Origin of the sequence: Oceanobacillus sp. M65 (assembly GCF_052246275.1) — a bacterium.
Lineage (GTDB): Bacteria > Bacillota > Bacilli > Bacillales > Amphibacillaceae > Oceanobacillus_B > Oceanobacillus_B jordanicus.
In genome coordinates, this window is the sequence record NZ_JBQQCJ010000001.1 from 1514777 (window position 1) to 1532040 (window position 17264).

Annotated in this window: 14 protein-coding genes and 1 riboswitch; of the genes, 13 read left to right on the plus strand and 1 reads right to left on the minus strand. The window is 38.7% G+C overall.

Annotation, left to right across the window (positions count from 1 at the left end; translation table 11 throughout):
• Window positions 1–226: 226 nt before the first annotated feature.
• The 6 genes from sufC (at window position 227) to ACTWPF_RS07175 (ending at window position 6662) form a co-directional block, all read left to right on the plus strand.
• Window positions 227–1012 carry a Fe-S cluster assembly ATPase SufC gene (gene sufC, locus ACTWPF_RS07150; RefSeq protein ID WP_036574850.1) on the plus strand — a complete coding sequence of 262 codons (786 nt, stop codon included), beginning with the start codon at window positions 227–229 and terminating at the stop codon, window positions 1010–1012.
• A gap of 17 nt (window positions 1013–1029) precedes the next feature.
• Window positions 1030–2337, plus strand: coding sequence for a Fe-S cluster assembly protein SufD (gene sufD, locus ACTWPF_RS07155; protein WP_106897261.1), 1308 nt, complete (start codon window positions 1030–1032; stop codon window positions 2335–2337).
• Window positions 2337–3557: a cysteine desulfurase gene (locus ACTWPF_RS07160; protein ID WP_161465128.1), complete on the plus strand. Its 1221-nt coding sequence runs from the start codon at window positions 2337–2339 to the stop codon at window positions 3555–3557. Before sufD ends, ACTWPF_RS07160 begins: the two co-directional genes overlap by 1 nt.
• Window positions 3547–3981: a Fe-S cluster assembly sulfur transfer protein SufU gene (gene sufU, locus ACTWPF_RS07165; protein WP_106897259.1), complete on the plus strand. Its 435-nt coding sequence runs from the start codon at window positions 3547–3549 to the stop codon at window positions 3979–3981. The genes ACTWPF_RS07160 and sufU overlap by 11 nt, the downstream gene beginning before the upstream one ends.
• A 46-nt stretch (window positions 3982–4027) precedes the next feature.
• Entirely contained in the window at window positions 4028–5425 is a 1398-nt protein-coding gene (gene sufB / locus ACTWPF_RS07170; RefSeq protein WP_106897258.1) for a Fe-S cluster assembly protein SufB, read from the plus strand.
• A 223-nt stretch (window positions 5426–5648) separates the two neighbouring features.
• Window positions 5649–6662 carry a Gfo/Idh/MocA family protein gene (locus ACTWPF_RS07175; RefSeq protein WP_443148800.1) on the plus strand — a complete coding sequence of 338 codons (1014 nt, stop codon included), beginning with the start codon at window positions 5649–5651 and terminating at the stop codon, window positions 6660–6662.
• 229 nt (window positions 6663–6891) lie between these two features.
• On the opposite strand, the gene ACTWPF_RS07180 is transcribed toward ACTWPF_RS07175, so the two are convergent.
• Window positions 6892–8211 (minus strand): TrkH family potassium uptake protein, encoded by a 1320-nt coding sequence (locus ACTWPF_RS07180; RefSeq protein WP_443148801.1) that lies wholly within the window; start codon window positions 8209–8211, stop codon window positions 6892–6894.
• A 416-nt stretch (window positions 8212–8627) separates the two neighbouring features.
• Here ACTWPF_RS07180 and ACTWPF_RS07185 point away from each other — a divergent pair, with 416 nt between their 5' ends.
• The 7 genes from ACTWPF_RS07185 (at window position 8628) to ACTWPF_RS07215 (ending at window position 17264) form a co-directional block, all read left to right on the plus strand.
• Window positions 8628–9443, plus strand: a complete 816-nt coding sequence (locus tag ACTWPF_RS07185; RefSeq protein WP_443148802.1) for a sulfite exporter TauE/SafE family protein — start codon at window positions 8628–8630, stop codon at window positions 9441–9443.
• Window positions 9444–9455: 12 nt separating this feature from the next.
• On the plus strand, window positions 9456–10859 hold the full coding sequence (locus tag ACTWPF_RS07190) for a bifunctional metallophosphatase/5'-nucleotidase (RefSeq protein WP_443148803.1): 1404 nt from the start codon (window positions 9456–9458) through the stop codon (window positions 10857–10859).
• A 179-nt stretch (window positions 10860–11038) separates the two neighbouring features.
• Entirely contained in the window at window positions 11039–11341 is a 303-nt protein-coding gene (locus ACTWPF_RS07195; protein ID WP_443148804.1) for a YunC family protein, read from the plus strand.
• Window positions 11342–11537: 196 nt separating this feature from the next.
• Window positions 11538–12623, plus strand: coding sequence for an HD-GYP domain-containing protein (locus ACTWPF_RS07200; protein WP_106897252.1), 1086 nt, complete (start codon window positions 11538–11540; stop codon window positions 12621–12623).
• Window positions 12624–12681: 58 nt separating this feature from the next.
• Window positions 12682–13473: a sporulation protein YunB gene (gene yunB, locus ACTWPF_RS07205; protein ID WP_443148805.1), complete on the plus strand. Its 792-nt coding sequence runs from the start codon at window positions 12682–12684 to the stop codon at window positions 13471–13473.
• A gap of 51 nt (window positions 13474–13524) precedes the next feature.
• Window positions 13525–13700: riboswitch (Lysine riboswitch) on the plus strand.
• A 165-nt stretch (window positions 13701–13865) separates the two neighbouring features.
• Complete coding sequence (locus ACTWPF_RS07210; RefSeq protein ID WP_106897251.1) at window positions 13866–15425, plus strand: Na+/H+ antiporter NhaC family protein; 1560 nt, start codon at window positions 13866–13868, stop codon at window positions 15423–15425.
• A 306-nt stretch (window positions 15426–15731) separates the two neighbouring features.
• Window positions 15732–17264, plus strand: coding sequence for a sodium-dependent transporter (locus ACTWPF_RS07215; protein WP_443148806.1), 1533 nt, complete (start codon window positions 15732–15734; stop codon window positions 17262–17264).

A 17264-nucleotide genomic window follows, 5' to 3' on the forward strand; every position in this document is an offset into this window, starting at 1 on the left:
CTATTTTTGTGAGGATGCATAATCTCCAATGATTTGACGTTATTCCAAGTAGACTTGCAATTAGCCATTTTTGTGTATTAAAATGAGTGGGAAATGTTATGAACTGGATAGCCTAAAAAAGTTGATAATAAATTTGAAATGCTTTAAGATTGTAATGAGAATAAATTGAGAATGGATATTGAATCCGTTTGAAAATAAGAAAAAAATAGTAGTTGGAGGTATCGTTATGGCTGGATCTACGTTAGAAATCAAGAATCTTCATGTATCAATTGAAGGCAAAGAGATATTAAAGGGTGTTGACCTTACTATAAAAGGTGGAGAATTCCACGCAGTGATGGGACCAAATGGAACAGGTAAATCGACATTGGCATCAGCTGTTATGGGACATCCTAAGTATGAAGTGACAGAAGGAAGCATCTTGCTTGATGGTGAAGATGTATTAGAAATGGAAGTTGATGAACGTGCACGTGCAGGTCTTTTCCTTGCAATGCAGTACCCAAGTGAAATTAGTGGTGTAACAACTTCAGATTTCCTTCGCTCTTCTATGAACGCACGTCGTGAAGAAGGAGACGAGGTTTCTTTAATGAAATTTATTAAAGAAATGGATAGTGCCCTTGATTATCTGGAAATCGATAAAAACATGGCACAGCGTTATTTAAATGAAGGATTCTCAGGTGGAGAGAAAAAGCGTAACGAAATCCTTCAATTAATGCTATTAAAACCAGAGATTGCTATTTTGGATGAAATTGATTCAGGTCTAGATATTGATGCACTTAAGATTGTATCCAAAGGAATTAACAAGCTTCGTGATGAAAACTTTGGTTGCCTGATTATTACGCATTACCAACGCTTGTTGAACTACATTACACCAGACCATGTACACGTTATGATGCAAGGCCGTGTTGTTAAATCCGGTGGACCTGAACTAGCGCAACGCTTAGAAGCAGAAGGTTACGAGTGGATTAAAGAAGAACTTGGTATCGAAGACGAAACAGTTGGGCAAAACGCGTAATAGTTAGGAGGGATACTATGTCTGTTGAAACAAAGCTGCCATATGACAAAGAATATATTAATCAGTTTTCCAAGGATAACAATGAACCGGAATGGATGAATTCTCTACGTCTTCAAGCTTTAGAGCAAATTGAGACGCTTGAATTGCCAAAACCTGATAAAACAAAAATCGGTAAATGGAATTTCAGTCGTTTCAAGCACTTAGCAGAAGGTGAAAAAATCTCATCATTAAAAGAATTGCCTGAAGCATTAGAAGGCTTCTTAGATGAAGAGAATATTCCGGAGAATCTTTTAATACAGCGAAATCACTCGGTTGCTTATGCAACACTTAGTGAAGAATTAAAGGAACAGGGCGTCATCTTTACAGATATTTTTACAGCTCTTCAAGAACATGAAGATCTTGTAAGAAGGTATTACATGAAGGACGCTGTTTCGGTTGATGAGCATCGTTTAACAGCACTACATGCTGCATTAATGAATGGTGGGATTTTCGTTTATGTTCCTAAAAACGTAGAAGTTAAAGTACCACTACAAGTTATCTTCTGGCAAGAGGATCCAGAAGCAGCATTGTTTAATCATGTGCTGGTTGTTGCCGATGAGAACAGTTCACTTACTTATGTAGAAAACTACATTTCTTATAATGAAACAGAAGAAACACTAGCAAATGTTGTAACAGAGGTTATTGCTCAAAATAATGCGAAGATCTCTTTTGGAGCAGTAGACAACTTTGCAGCAGGCACTACTGTATATAACAACCGTCGTGGTGTTGCTTACCGTGACGCAACGATTGATTGGGCCCTTGGCCAGATGAATGAAGGAAATACAGTGTCTGAAAACATCACGCACCTTGTTGGAGATAATTCACTATCCAATGCGAAAACCGTTTCTGTTGGACGTGGAAAACAAACACAGAATTTCACAGCGAAGATTGTGCATTTCGGTAAAAACTCAGAAGGCTATATCCTACAGCATGGTGTTATGAAGGATAGTGCTACTTCCATCTTTAACGGAATTGGAAAAATTGAACACGGTGCTTCTAAATCGAATGCTGAGCAAGAGTCTCGCGTTTTAATGTTAAGTGAAAAAGCTCGTGGAGATGCCAATCCAATATTGCTAATTGATGAAGATGATGTAACAGCAGGTCATGCTGCATCTGTTGGTCGTGTTGATCCATTACAATTGTATTATCTTATGAGCCGTGGTATTACCCAGGCTGAAGCAGAGCGTCTTGTTATTCATGGATTCTTAGCCCCTGTTGTAAACCAGTTGCCAATTGAATCCGTTAAAAATCAATTGACTGAGGTTATTGAAAGGAAGGTATACTAATGGATCTACATGCCATTAGGCAGGAATTCCCGATTTTAGATCAGGAAGTGAATGGCCACCCATTAGTTTACTTGGATTCTTCTGCAACCTCTCAAAAACCCAAAAGTGTGATAGAAGCATTAGATACGTATTATAGGCAAGATAATTCTAATGTCCATCGTGGTGTTCATACACTGGGTACACGGGCTACTGATAAGTACGAGGGCGCTAGAGAGAAAGTACGTAAGTTTATTAACGCAGAAACTACGAAGCAGGTCATTTTCACACGTGGAACGACTACTGCAATTAATACCGTAGCATATAGTTATGGACGGGCAAACTTAACAGAGGGTGATGAGATCGTGATCACCCCTATGGAGCATCATAGTAATATTATTCCATGGCAGCAAGCAGCTAAAGCTACTGGAGCAACGTTGAAATATATACCACTCCAGTCGGACGGGACGATAAGTTTGGAAGATGCAGCTAACACGATCACGGCTAATACCAAGATCGTAGCAATTAGCCATGTGTCCAATGTATTAGGTACCGTTAATCCCATAAAGCAAATAGCGGAACTTGCCCATAAGCATGATGCTATAATTGTTGTAGATGGCGCTCAAGGTGCTCCACATATGAAGATTGACGTACAGGACTTAAACTGCGATTTCTATGCTTTTTCCGGCCACAAGATGTGTGCTCCAACTGGTATCGGTGTATTATTCGGAAGAAAAAACCTGCTAGAAAACATGGAGCCATTTGAGTTTGGTGGAGAAATGATTGACTTCGTTAACCTTTATGACTCCACTTGGAAGGAACTCCCTTGGAAGTTCGAAGGTGGTACACCGATTATTGCTGGTGCAATCGGGCTTGGAGCAGCAATTGATTTTCTCAATGAAGTTGGCATGGACAATATTACCGAACATGAACAAAGTATAGTGAGTTATGCAATGGAGAAGCTTAGCACGATGGATGGGATTACAATATTCGGTCCAGAAGAGCGAGCAGGATTAATTACCTTCAACTTGGATGATGTACATCCACATGACACTGCGACTGTTCTTGATGCGGAAGGAATTGCTGTAAGAGCTGGTCATCATTGTGCGCAACCATTAATGAGATGGCTTGAGGTAACGGCAACCGCCAGAGCCAGCTTTTATTTATACAACACAAAAGAGGACGTTGATCGTTTGGTCGATGGACTTTTAAAAACGAAGGAGTATTTTGGTGATGTCTTCTAATAACCTTGATACACTATACAGACAGGTCATCATGGATCATTATAAAAACCCTCGTAACAAAGGAAATATTGAAGGGGATGTACTAACGGTTGATATGAATAACCCTACCTGTGGTGATCGTATTCAGTTACAGATGCAGGTAGAAGATGGTATTGTAAAGGATGCCAAATTCGATGGGGAAGGTTGTTCTATTAGCATGGCTTCTGCCTCCATGATGACACAAGCAATAAAGGGAAAAGAAATATCGGACGCATTAAAGCTTTCCAAACTCTTCTCCAATATGATGCTTGGAGAAGACTTGGATGCCGAGGACTTAGACTTCGGTGATATGGAAGCACTACAGGGGGTTGCAAAGTTCCCTGCAAGAATTAAATGTGCCACTTTACCATGGAAAGCCATGGAAAAAGGTGTTAATGACGAGTGAAAATAGAAAAATTTGATAGGAAAGACATCTAATAGGAGGTTATATAATGGCTAAAGAAATGCCGGAAATGGAAGAGTATAAGTATGGCTTTCATGACAAAGACGTTTCGGTTTTCCGTTCTGGAAAAGGACTGACCCGTGAAATCGTGGAAGAGATCTCCAACATGAAAGAAGAGCCTCAGTGGATGCTTGACTACCGCTTAAAAGCATTAGAGCATTTTTACAAAATGCCTATGCCACAATGGGGCGGAGATTTGTCAGAACTTAACTTTGATGAAATTGTCTACTATGTAAAGCCTTCAGAGAGACAAGGTAAAACATGGGATGAGGTACCAGACGAAATCAAGCAAACCTTTGATAAATTAGGTATTCCTGAAGCAGAACAAAAATACCTTGCAGGCGTTTCTGCACAGTACGAATCAGAGGTAGTATACCACAGCCTTAAAGAAGATCTTGAAGAAATGGGTATCGTCTTTAAAGATACAGATACAGCACTTAAAGAAAACGAAGATCTTTTTAAAGAGTACTTTGGAAAAGTAATCCCGTACACGGATAATAAATTTTCTGCATTGAACTCGGCTGTATGGTCTGGAGGCTCCTTCATTTATGTGCCGAAAGGTGTTCAAACAAGCACGCCGTTACAAGCATATTTCCGAATTAATTCAGAGAATATGGGACAATTTGAGCGTACGTTGATTATCGTTGACGAAGGAGCATCTGTGCATTATGTTGAAGGTTGTACAGCACCCGTCTATACAACAAACTCCTTGCACAGTGCGGTAGTTGAAATCTTTGTTAAAAAAGATGGGTACTGCCGTTATACGACGATCCAGAACTGGGCAAACAATGTCTATAACCTTGTAACCAAACGTGCTACCTGTGGTGCGAATGCTACAATGGAATGGATTGATGGTAACATTGGTTCTAAGCTGACAATGAAATATCCAGCAGTTCTCTTAACAGGTGAAGGGGCAAGAGGTATGACGTTGTCCATTGCGATTGCTGGTAAAGGTCAGCATCAGGATGCTGGTGCGAAAATGCATCACCTTGCACCAAACACCTCATCATCGATTGTATCGAAATCTATTTCCAAACATGGTGGGAAAGTATCTTATCGTGGGATTGTCCACTTTGGACGGAAGGCAGACGGTGCGCGCTCTAACATTGAGTGTGATACCTTAATTATGGATAACGAATCCACTTCCGATACAATACCATACAATGAAATTTACAATGATAACATCTCACTCGAGCATGAAGCGAAGGTTTCAAAAGTTTCTGAAGAGCAACTGTTCTATCTAATGAGCAGAGGTTTGAGCGAAGAAGAAGCTACAGAGATGATTGTAATGGGCTTCATCGAACCATTTACAAAAGAACTACCAATGGAATACGCAGTAGAAATGAACCGTCTAATCAAATTTGAGATGGAAGGTTCAATCGGCTAACATCATTAAACCCTTGTCACCACTCTGTTTGTGACAAGGGTATTTTTATAAACTTGTCCACCAATTGTGGCAGATTATTACCCAGTTAAAACGTTGATACAAAACCAATTGTAAAACCAGAAGAGGCCTTCGTGGTTACATAAATCTTAAAAGCAATCTATGAATCTGCCAAAACAGGAAAGGCTGCTGCACTTTCACTAACTATACAAGGGAGTTGTTATAAATGATTAATGTAGCATTATTAAGCAGATGGCATGTACATGCCGAAGATTATGCTAGAGATATTCAGGAAAATGATGATGTATCAATTAAGTTAGTTTGGGATGAAAAAAGTGACCGGGGTGAAAAATGGGCAAAAGAACTTGGTGTTCCATTTGAACAGGATTTAATCAAGGTACTGTCTAATCCAAATATTGATGCAGTAATTGTGAGTTCACCGACAAATATGCATAAAGAGATTATTATTGCTGCTGCAAAACACAAAAAACATATCTTTACGGAAAAGGTCTTGGCATTCACTGTGAAAGATTGCGAAGAAATTTATCAGGCGGTACATGAAGCTGGTGTGGAATTGATGGTTTCACTGCCAAGACTTACGGACAACAACTATTTATATGCTGAAAAATCAATTAAGGAAGGCTGGGTCGGAAAAGTTACTATGGTTCGTTGTCGTTTCGCTCATAACGGCGGTGTAGCACCTGAAGGCCGAGAATATGGTTGGTTACCTAAACAGTTCTTTAACAAGGAACAAGCTGGTGGCGGGGCTATGATCGATCTTGGTGCCCATCCCATTTATTTAACGAACCGTTTAGCTGGAAAGGCGAAGGGTGTATATGCACGTCTGCAAAAGTCGGTGGGTTCCAACGTAGATGATAATGCGGCACTTTTAATAGATTACGATTCAGGTGCGCTTGGAATAGTCGAAACAAGTTTTGTTTCACAAGGTAGTCCTTTCCAATTGGAAGTATACGGAACAGAAGTGACGTTACGTATTAGCGGCGATAAAATAACTGTAGATAGTATTCATATGAATGATAGTAAACAAACAGAAATGACAGAAGCATTAACCGTGTTGCCAATGCCGATGGTCCAATGGATTCGTGCTATAAGGTCAGGTGAAACACCAACCATTACGAAGGAAGATGTAATCAATCTAACCTTAGTGAATGAAGCAGCATCAAAATCAAATGAGAAAGGAGAACGAATTGATATAGAGAAGGATTTTATGGACTTTTAAATGGACCTAGGGATTTCTGAAGCTCTTATAGGACAGGACTCTTATCCAACAGCGAAAAGAAGACTTATCGAAAGTGGTTAAATTCCCTTTCAAGAAATATAGATTATCTTTATTAATCGGACCTCCTATTATGTAGGAGGTTTTTTAGGTTTAAATATGGGCACTACCTATGATTCAGATCAAGGATTACTTTTTTAACGCGGACCTATAAACAAACTGTATATTTAGTTTACCCCGTAATAATTTCTTCACCAGGGTACTTTATTTTCGTTCTAGCTGGCTTTGCAATTGAGAAGGCCAACGTCAATGGTCCAATTTTTCCAAGGAACATAACAAGGATAATAACCATTTTCCCTGGAATTGTTAATGATCCAGTCAGCCCCATGGAAAGTCCAACTGTGCCAAATGCAGAAGTCACCTCGAATAAAATGGCTATAAACGAACTATTTTCTGTTATAGATAAAATAAAGACACCTACGACCAAAAACAACATGCCCAAGAAGGTAATGGCAAGTGCACGCAGTATAATGGATTGTTTAATAGCTCTTTTACTAATAACTAACTCTTCTTTTCCTTTTAGAAAAGAGATAACAGAAAATAAGATGACAATAAAGGAAGTTAGTTTTATTCCCCCCGCTGTGGAAGCACTTCCTGCTCCAATAAACATTAAAAGAATAATAAAGAAAATCGTTGGTTCTCTTAAGCTAGCAGTATCTAATGAATTAAAGCCAGCAGTACGTGGTGTAACCCCTTGAAAGTAAGATGCCCATAATTTATCACTTAAAGCTGTAAGACTACCCAATGTATCTGGGTTTGTATACTCAAGTAAAAATACAATAAACATGGCAGCTACATTTACGAGAAGTGTCCCAACGATCATTAGTTTTGTATGTAAGGCTAGTTTTTTAAAACGCTTCGTTTTCCAAATATCGACTAAGACAGTAAAGCCTATCCCACCAAGAATAAATAAAGAGGTAATGGCAATATTTATAATTGGGTTTCCAACATAGCTCATTAAACTATCCTGCCATAATGCAAACCCTGCATTATTAAAAGCTGATATAGCATGAAATAAGCTGTAATAAATCCCCTTTACCAAGCCCAAGTCTGGCACCCAGGCAAAAGATAATAAGATAGCACCCATTAGTTCAATGGTAATTGAAAAAATAAATAAATACTTTATCAGTCTGATGATTCCTCCAAATGAGTTCTGGTTGAGTGATTGCTGTACCACTAGCCTTTTCTTTATACCTATTTTCTTTCCTAGAATCATAGCGATTAACACAGCAAATGACATGATTCCAAGTCCGCCGAGTTGAATTAAAATTAAAATAACCAGTTGCCCAAACAAGGTAAACGATTGCCCCGTATCTATTACAGCTAAGCCAGTAACAGTCATAGCTGAAGTAGAAGTGAAAAATGCATTGATCCAGCTAATTGATCCTACTGTGGCAAATGGTAACTTAAGCAATATACTACCTAAAATTATAGAAATAACAAATACAATAAGTAAAAGTTGAGGGGGTGTACATTTAATACGTAATCTCACGTTAAACTCCTACCTTCTCCAAACTATTATTAATAAAACTCCGATGGGTATTGCTAAATAACGAGACTAATAGAAAAAATGTAACAGTTAAACTCTGTTCTAACATTTCATCTCCTCAAGAAATAAACGTATCTAAGAAAGAATTTGCCGTTGGCAATAAGGCTACTCATTTGCATTGCAACTTAAAAACAGTAAATACTCAGGTGAAATCATTATTGAAAAAAGGTGTGTATGAAATTAAGCTTAAATTACTCCTATTTTGTTACAAAGTCAATAACATTTTAACTACTCGTTTAAACGGTATAAAACTGTCTGTACACTATTTAAGTAAGATTATTTACAGGCTTCCTCATTGGGAAAACCCTTCTTTTCGTGCTAGTATTAAAGGATAATATAAGAGATAGTAGTGATTATAAATGGTATTTTTACTTTGCATCTTTATTGGGATTATTACAGCTTTTATCGGTGCGTTAATGGGATTAGGAGGCGGCGTAGTACTAATACCGAGTCTTCTATTCTTAGCACAGATTTCCGAGGCATTTTCCTGGGTGACCCCCCAGTCAGTTGTGGGTATTTCCTTAATTGCAATGGTCTTTACAGCATTATCTTCCACAATTGCTTATTTAAAGAGTGGAAGGGTGGATTATAAGACGGGACTATTGTTTTTAGTGGGAAGTGTTCCCGGAGGTATGATTGGTTCATGGTTGAATCAGTATATCGAAACAGACAACTTTTTACTTTATTTTGGATTATTAATAATTGTTGTCTCTATGCTGTTCTTCCTAAAAAGGGATCCGAGCCAGCCGAAGACATTGCAAGGTAAACCGAGCCGAAGGATGGAACTTAATGGAGAGGTCTATACCTATCATGTCCCTATATGGACTGCCTTTTTTGTGTCACTAGTAGTTGGTACCTTATCCGGTTTATTCGGGATAGGTGGGGGCTCGATTATGGTTCCTGTAATGATTTTGCTATTCGGCATGCCAGCACATATTGCAATTGCAACTTCCATGTTTATGATTTTCTTTGTGAGTATTATCGGGGCAGGATCCCATATTACATTGGGCCATATCGTCTGGGAATATGCCTTTTTGTTCATACCAGGTGCCTGGGTTGGCGGCAAGCTCGGAGCAAAAGTGAATCAGCTTCTAACAGGGAAGGTACTGGAAGGGATTTTACGTATTGTGCTGATTGTAATTGGTATCCGAATGATCTATCAAGGGCTTATGTGAGGAGAATGAGTAATGCAAGAACAACTTCATTTATTTTATACAAACGATTTACATAGTAATTTTGAACAATGGCCACGAGTGGTTTCTTATCTAAAAGAAGCAATAGCGAGCAGTTCGACGGAAAACAACTCCACGTGGGTGGTAGATATTGGAGACCATATGGATCGCGTGCATCCCATTTCCGAAGCTTTTATGGGAAAGGCAAATGTTGAGCTTTTAAATGATGCTGGCTATGACGTCGTGACAATGGGGAACAACGAAGGGATTACCTTGTCCCATCAAGATTTATTTCATCTTTATGATGAAGCAGAATTTGAAGTGGTCTGTGCTAATTTACATAGTCTAAAAGGACAAGAGCCAAAGTGGCTGAAGCCCACTACCACTATCAAGTCAGTTAACGGAATAAAGGCAGGTTTTATTGGACTAACGGCTCCATTTAATGCCTTTTATGAGCTATTGGATTGGCATGTATCTCCGCATTTTGACATGCTAAAAGCTTGTATAGAAGAGCTAAAAGAGTCCACTGACATCATTATTTTGTTATCCCATTTGGGGCTTAGTGAGGACCAAGAGATTGCCCGTAGGTTTGAAGATATTGATGTAATTATTGGAGGCCATACCCACCATTTGTTAAGAACAGGGGAACATATTAATAATGCCGTCATTACCGCTGCTGGAAAGCATTGCAGTTTTATTGGGGAAGTCATTTTAACGTGGGATCATGACAATGGAAAATTAATCTCTAAAGAAGCCTATGCAACAGACATATCAAGCCAGCCTAAAGACTTGCAAACAGAACAAAAACTGCAGCTATTAACAGAAAAGGCTGATTCCATTCTTGGTGAAACGGTGGTTCATTTGGAAAGGTCTATTGATGTGCAGTGGTTTAAACATACCAAGATAATGCAGGAATTAACGGAAACGATAAAAAATTGGACAAGCGCAGATATTGCCATGCTAAATTCAGGTCTACTTCTAGATCAGTTACCTGCGGGGGATATTAGCTATGGTGACATTCATCGGGTCTGTCCTCATCCTATTAATGCCTGTGTGGTAGAGGTGACAGGTAATGAATTAACAGAAGTAGTTAGAGCATGCTTTAAAAAAGATTTTACTGAACTTAAATTAAAAGGATTCGGCTTTCGAGGAGAAGTACTGGGCAGGATGGTATTTGCTGGGTTGCATGTCCAGACAGCATTTCATGATAATGGTGAGGAATTTGTAAAGGAAGTAAGTCTCCCTGATGGAGAGGCGTTGAAATCTGATGTAACGTACAGGGTAGCCACTGCGGATACTTTTACATTTGGTCGTCTTCTGCCAGAAGTAGCTAAATCTGAAGTGAAGGACTATTTTCTTCCCGAGTTTCTAAGGGATCATCTTGCCACAACATTAAAAGAGAAGTTCTCGAAAAGTTAAAACGTTGAGGAAACTCTCTACTTGATGTCTAGAGTACATTTGCCGGGAGCGGGGAATGTGTGAGTAGCAGAATATCGCTCGTGAGCATTAAGATATCCCTGGCAACGAGTGAGTATTGTGTCAAAGGCCCTTTGTTTTGCATACAAATGTAAGGACCAGATGAAGGAGGCTTTGCATAAATGATTACAATCAATCCTCTGGAAGTGGAAGGCATGCATTTTACTGCAATACGTGTTGAACTTCCAAAAACTAACTTGCTGATGATATCCAATGAGGTCGGTTATATTATGTGTGCTGCGCTGGATGTGGACGTATTAAATGAAAAGTTAAAAGGTCGAAATGTGATCGCCGGAAGAGCAGTAGGTGTGCGTACGATAGATGACTTATTAAATGCACCTTTGGAAAAAATAACCGATGCATCTAGAGCTTATGGTTGGGAAGAAGGCATGATTGGTAAAGATGCCTTATTAAAAATATCCTGATAAAATGTCTTCCTCGTAGGAAGGCATTTTTTATTTAAAAAAACGAAGGTGATACATGAACATAATTTTCCAAAACTAATAGCAATTTAGTCTTATTTTTGGTACTATTTTAGTGGGACTTATGTCGAATAAGGCCGAATTTTGTTAGAGCTTACATTTTCGTCATTTACTTTGTTGATAGGGGTTAGGAAAAAATATGAGAATTGCCAGCACAAAGAAAATACATGCAGGGACGATACTTGCCCAAACCATTTACAATGAAAATGGCGTGGTTTTAATTAAAAAAGGCATGCGTTTAACAGATAAGCTATTGCGACGGCTTTTAAACAATGGCATTACATACATATACATTGAAGATGGCACAACGCCAGATATAGAAGTTGACCAGACTATTCCTGATGAGCTACGTCTTGAGGCAACCAATATGATTAAAGATACGTTTATCGAGCTTAAGAATGCTGGTTTGGGGCAACGCTCTTATATTCTGGATAGAAGGTCAAAGGAACTTACGAACGTAGTAGAACAGATTTTAAGTAACATACAGGAAAATGAAAAATCCTTGTCACTATTGGCGGATATTTTTGTCTCTGATAATTATGTTTTTCAACATTCTTTAAATGTGACGATTTATTCGCTTGCTATTGGTGTTGAGTTAAATTATTCAACTAAACAGCTTACAGAAATTGGCGTAGGGGCAATGCTACATGATATTGGAAAAATGTTTATTGATCCAAAAATCCTGCAAAAACCTGATAAGCTATCAGATGAAGAATTTGAAATAATTAAAGGGCATACGCAAGTGGGCTTTGATTACCTTCGTAAACACCAATACATGCCAACAGTAATCTCCCACTGTGCTTATCAGCATCATGAAAGACTTGATGGATCTGGTTACCCGAGAGGCATACAAGGGGAGGAAATCCATACTTATGCAAAAGTAATTGGAATAGCGGATGTGTTTGATGCGGTAACAAGCTCACGAGTATATCGTGAAGCTATGCTGCCACATGAAGGGTTGGAAATTCTTTATGCTGGAGCAGTAAATTTATTTGATAAAGAAATGATTGAAGCGTTTAAGCGGAGTGTTGTTGCCTACCCAAATGGATTAACAATCGAATTAAGTGATGGCCGTATTGGTGTTGTGATAAGGCAAAACACTAATTTATGTGATCGTCCAGTTGTTCGAATTCTAGAAGAAAACGGAAATCCGACAGCTAGCCCATATGAAATTGATTTGGAACGTACTGTAAACGTTACAGTAAAAGATGTATTGGTAGATTAATATTTAATTCTAGCCCTTTTAATACAAGCATAAGTTTGTGTTAAGGGGGTTTTTTTACGTGAAATTTAGAAAACGTTATGGTACAAGTAGAGCAACACCTCCAGCAAAAACAGTTTTTCTTTTTACAATTGTGTTATTTGGCCTGATGGTTTTACTTAGCATCGTAATTGTTGATAAGAAAATTACTCCAGTGTTGATGGATATTGCAGTTGTCAAAACCGAAGAATTTGCAACAAGAACTATTAATGCGGCTGTAAAATCAACGGAAAATATTAGTTTTGATGATCTCATGGATGTAAGAATGGATAATAATGGAAACGTATCTCTTTTAGGTTGGAATTCTGTTGCTGTAAACAGAGCGCTTCGCATTGCAACGAATAAGGCGGAGTTCTTTCTTTATGGAATGAATAAAGGAGAAACCTTGGATATAAATGATCCTGAGCTTGACCCAATTGAATATGGGGATACACCAGGAGAATTAGCGAATCAGGACCCAACGGTGGTGGAAATTCCAATTGGCCAGGCAACAGGGAGTACAATTCTTTCTAACCTTGGGCCGAAAATCCCCGTGCACTTTGAAATTGTCGGCAGTATTCAGTCAGACGTTAAATATGAAGAAAGAGAAATTGGACTAAATGGTGCGTTAATCGAAATTTATATCCCTGTTTCTGTTAATGTACAAATAGTAGTTCCATTCACAACCGAAACGACAACAATTAGCACAAAGGTTTATGTGGATTCAAAAGTTATCATGGGGGACGTTCCAGAGTTTTATAATCGTGGTGGAGGGGAAAGTAGTGGAGATGGTCCAAATATTTCCATTCCACGAAATGACTTGAATAACGACTAAGAGACTGGTAATATTAGATAAGGAAAATTCAATAAGTAAATCTTATCAGATCGGTGAGGTAGAGGAGCGGGCAATATTAGTAATCAGCTGGAGAATGACAACGATGAAAGCTGGTGAAAGGGTTGTTTGCCGAAGCATAATAAGGGTCAAACTTATTTATAGCTGGTATATCTTTGAAAAGGGGATATACTGTCATGCATTGGTGTGCATGGAGCACTATTGATCGAAATGGAGGATAACGTATGTTGTAAAGCAATGATAGGTTATTTTCTGTCATTGCTTTTTTGTGCCTTTTTATAAACTGGTAATTACTTCCAGAGGCAGAACTTGACAATCGCGGTATTCATACATTTCCCTTTACTACCGACCAAAAAAATAACGGAGGTAACAGCATGGAAGGGACGATATTTTCACTCATACCGGCAATACTTATGCTTCTTCTTGTATTGCTAACACGAAATATTTATGTATCACTTGGAGTAGGAATTATAGTAGGAGCATTGTTTATTCATCATTTTTCTATTCTCGATTCCTTAAAAGAGATTGGCACAAGTTTTAGCAACATATTTTTTGCAGATGGGGCGCCAAATACTGGGAATCTTCTATTACTAGGTTTCCTATTATTGCTTGGTATTATGACTGCTTTTCTGCAAGCATCGGGAGGCAGTAGAGCATTTGGGCAATGGATGATCCATCGAATTAAAACACGTACTGGATCACAAGCCATGACAGGTGTACTCGGATTGATTATTTTTATTGATGATTATTTTAACAGTCTTGCAGTGGGACAAATAGCAAGACCATTAACTGATCGACATAAAGTATCTAGGGCGAAGCTTGCATATCTAATTGACTCTACTTCAGCTCCGGTTACCGTAATTTCCCCAATATCAAGCTGGGGTGCTTATATAATTGGAATAATTGGTGGATTGTTAGCAGCAAATGAGATTACCGATATTCGTCCATTAGAGGCTTTTATACAAATGATCCCATTAAACCTATACGCTTTGGGAGCTGTATTGCTCGTATTCATTGTGGCATATTTCAAGCTGGATATTGGACCAATGCGTACCCATGAAAAGCGTGCAATGGAAACAGGGGAGTTAGTTGACCCTGAACAAAAAAACGTACCAGGCGATCTTGGAAATAAAATTTCCGCACATACTAACGGGAGAATTTATCATCTGTTAGTTCCTATCATTGTATTAATTCTCGCAACCGTTTTAGCAATGATCTTTACAGGGGCAGCTGCATCAGGTTCTAATGTGACCATCTTAACCATTTTCTCTAATACTAATGTTAACTTATCGTTATTTGTTGGTGGGGTTGCTGCTGTGCTTACTGCTCTTTTATTCCATCTTCAGCAAAGTAAACCAAGAGAAAATTTAGTTAAAGTAATCGTGGAAGGCTTGAAAACCATGCTTCCTGCTATCTATATTCTTGTTTTAGCTTGGATGATCGGTTCCATAATTGGAACGTTGGAGACAGGTCAGTACTTGGCTCAATTAGTAAATGACGCTTCTATAAGTTCGTCGATGCTGCCGCTATTATTCTTCTTGATCTCCGGATTTATGGCACTGGCAACTGGGACTTCATGGGGAACATTTGGCATCATGCTACCAATTGCAGCGGAGGTAGCGGCAGTAACAGATACAACAATGTTGTTACCATCTCTGGCAGCAGTGCTTGCCGGTTCAGTCTTCGGTGACCATTGTACACCAATTTCTGATACAACTATTCTTTCGTCTACAGGGGCGGGAAGCAACCATATTGATCATGTTCTAACACAGCTTCCATATGCTATCATTGTAGCCGTTGCTGCTAGTATTGGATATTTACTAATTGGGTTAATGAATCAAGTATGGCTTCCACTGTTGATCACACTCTTGATTATAATCTTAATTAGTATCTTCTTGAGTTTCCTATCCAAAACAGCTACTCAGAAAGAGTAATGGGAATTCGAGCAGTTTTCTAAAACGAAGAAATTCTTTATAAAAGGTTTCCTTAATAATATATTGAAGCTGAACGACTTTTCGATTCTAGAATGTATCGGAAGGTCGTTCATTTTTTATTTTTTGGGAACATAGGAACATTCTTAGGGATAAAAATGGAATAGGATAAAAATTCCTTTGACATAGGTAGTTTGTACCTTTATAATACAAACATAAATATCAGAAAAAAACAAAGATTTTAAACATTCCTTTCTTATGTAGGACATACAATTACGAAGAAAGGAATAAAAAAGGGGAGGTCTTATTATGGAATCACGTTCTAACTGGGGGACACGGGCTGGCTTTATTCTAGCAGCTGTCGGTTCTGCTATCGGGCTTGGGAACATCTGGCGTTTTCCAACTGTTGCCTATGAAAACGGTGGTGGGGCATTTTTTATCCCATACTTATTTGCACTACTAACAGCAGGAATACCGATTTTGATTATGGAATTTACAATGGGTCACAAGCATCGTGGCTCAGCACCGTTAACATTTAAGCGAATGAATAAAAAGTCGGAATTCATCGGTTGGTGGGCAGTACTTGTAGCATTTGTTATTTCCACCTACTATGCCGTCATTGTTGCATGGGCTATGTCGTATTCTGTGTTTGCTTTTAACCAGAATTGGGGATCAGATACGGAAAGCTTTTTGTTCAATGACTATTTAAAATTAGCTGCACCTGGTGAAATAGGCGGAATTGTTCCAGGCGTATTTATCCCACTTGTCATTGTATGGGTGTTAGTATTAGGGATCTTATTTAAAGGCGTTAAGAAGGGTATTGAAATTGCGAACAGGATCTTTATTCCTGCATTGGTCATTATTTTCCTTATTATTGTTATCCGTGCAGTAACCCTTCCTGGAGCCATTGATGGATTACAGGCGTTCTTTGCCCCAGATTTTAGTACGATTTTGTCACCAGACGTTTGGGTTGCAGCATACGGACAGATTTTCTTCAGTCTATCCATTGCCTTTGCAATCATGATCACGTATTCAAGTTATTTGCCGAAAAAATCCGATTTAACGAATAATGCGTTCATCGTTGGTTTCGGGAATTCAAGCTTTGAGTTACTAGCAGGGATTGGGGTTTTCTCTGTACTTGGATTTTTAGCATCCCAGTCAGGAGTAGGTGTAGATGATGTCGTTACTGGTGGTGTAGGTTTAGCGTTTGTTGTATTCCCGGCAATTATAAATGAATTTCCTGGTTTAAATGGGCTCTTCGGGTTCTTATTCTTTGCATCACTCGTACTTGCCGGATTGACATCTTTAATGTCCATAACGGAAACTTATGTTGCGGGTCTTGTTGATAAGTTCAAAATTTCCAGAGCGAAAGCAGTATTTTTTGGGGGAGGATTAGCAGCTTTAATTTCAATATTATTCTCTACTCAAGGTGGACTTAACTTCCTAGATGCGGCGGATTATTTTATTAACCAATTTGGTGTTGCCTTACTTGGTCTTGTTGAAGTAGTAGTCGTTGCATGGATTTTAAGACAGGTTAAAGAACTGAAAGACCATGCTAACGAAATTTCCGATATTCGACTAGGCTCTTGGTGGACGATTTGTCTTGCAGTCATTACACCGATTGTTTTAGGTTATCAGATGTATCAGTTGTTTACACAAAACTTACTTAAACAATTTGAAACAGAGTCAGGAAACTATGGGAATTACACTGATGCATTTATTATATATGCAGGCTGGTCAGTTGCAGCAGGTGCGTTAGTAATAGGGATTATCCTTTCTCTTACAAAGTGGAAAGGCAATAACCGTGCTGAAGCGGAAGCTAAAGCTAAGGAGGCAAAATAA

Excerpts from the sequence above, each read along its gene's own strand:
- sufC (WP_036574850.1), top strand. The coding sequence starts at position 227 with ATGGCTGGATCTACGTTAGAAATCAAGAATCTTCATGTATCAATTGAA.
- ACTWPF_RS07195 (WP_443148804.1), top strand. The coding sequence starts at position 11,039 with ATGATTACAATCAATCCTCTGGAAGTGGAAGGCATGCATTTTACTGCA.
- sufB (WP_106897258.1), top strand. The coding sequence starts at position 4,028 with ATGGCTAAAGAAATGCCGGAAATGGAAGAGTATAAGTATGGCTTTCAT.
- sufU (WP_106897259.1), top strand. The coding sequence starts at position 3,547 with ATGTCTTCTAATAACCTTGATACACTATACAGACAGGTCATCATGGAT.
- ACTWPF_RS07175 (WP_443148800.1), top strand. The coding sequence starts at position 5,649 with ATGATTAATGTAGCATTATTAAGCAGATGGCATGTACATGCCGAAGAT.
- ACTWPF_RS07190 (WP_443148803.1), top strand. The coding sequence starts at position 9,456 with ATGCAAGAACAACTTCATTTATTTTATACAAACGATTTACATAGTAAT.
- ACTWPF_RS07200 (WP_106897252.1), top strand. The coding sequence starts at position 11,538 with ATGAGAATTGCCAGCACAAAGAAAATACATGCAGGGACGATACTTGCC.
- ACTWPF_RS07185 (WP_443148802.1), top strand. The coding sequence starts at position 8,628 with ATGGTATTTTTACTTTGCATCTTTATTGGGATTATTACAGCTTTTATC.
- ACTWPF_RS07160 (WP_161465128.1), top strand. The coding sequence starts at position 2,337 with ATGGATCTACATGCCATTAGGCAGGAATTCCCGATTTTAGATCAGGAA.
- ACTWPF_RS07210 (WP_106897251.1), top strand. The coding sequence starts at position 13,866 with ATGGAAGGGACGATATTTTCACTCATACCGGCAATACTTATGCTTCTT.
- sufD (WP_106897261.1), top strand. The coding sequence starts at position 1,030 with ATGTCTGTTGAAACAAAGCTGCCATATGACAAAGAATATATTAATCAG.
- ACTWPF_RS07215 (WP_443148806.1), top strand. The coding sequence starts at position 15,732 with ATGGAATCACGTTCTAACTGGGGGACACGGGCTGGCTTTATTCTAGCA.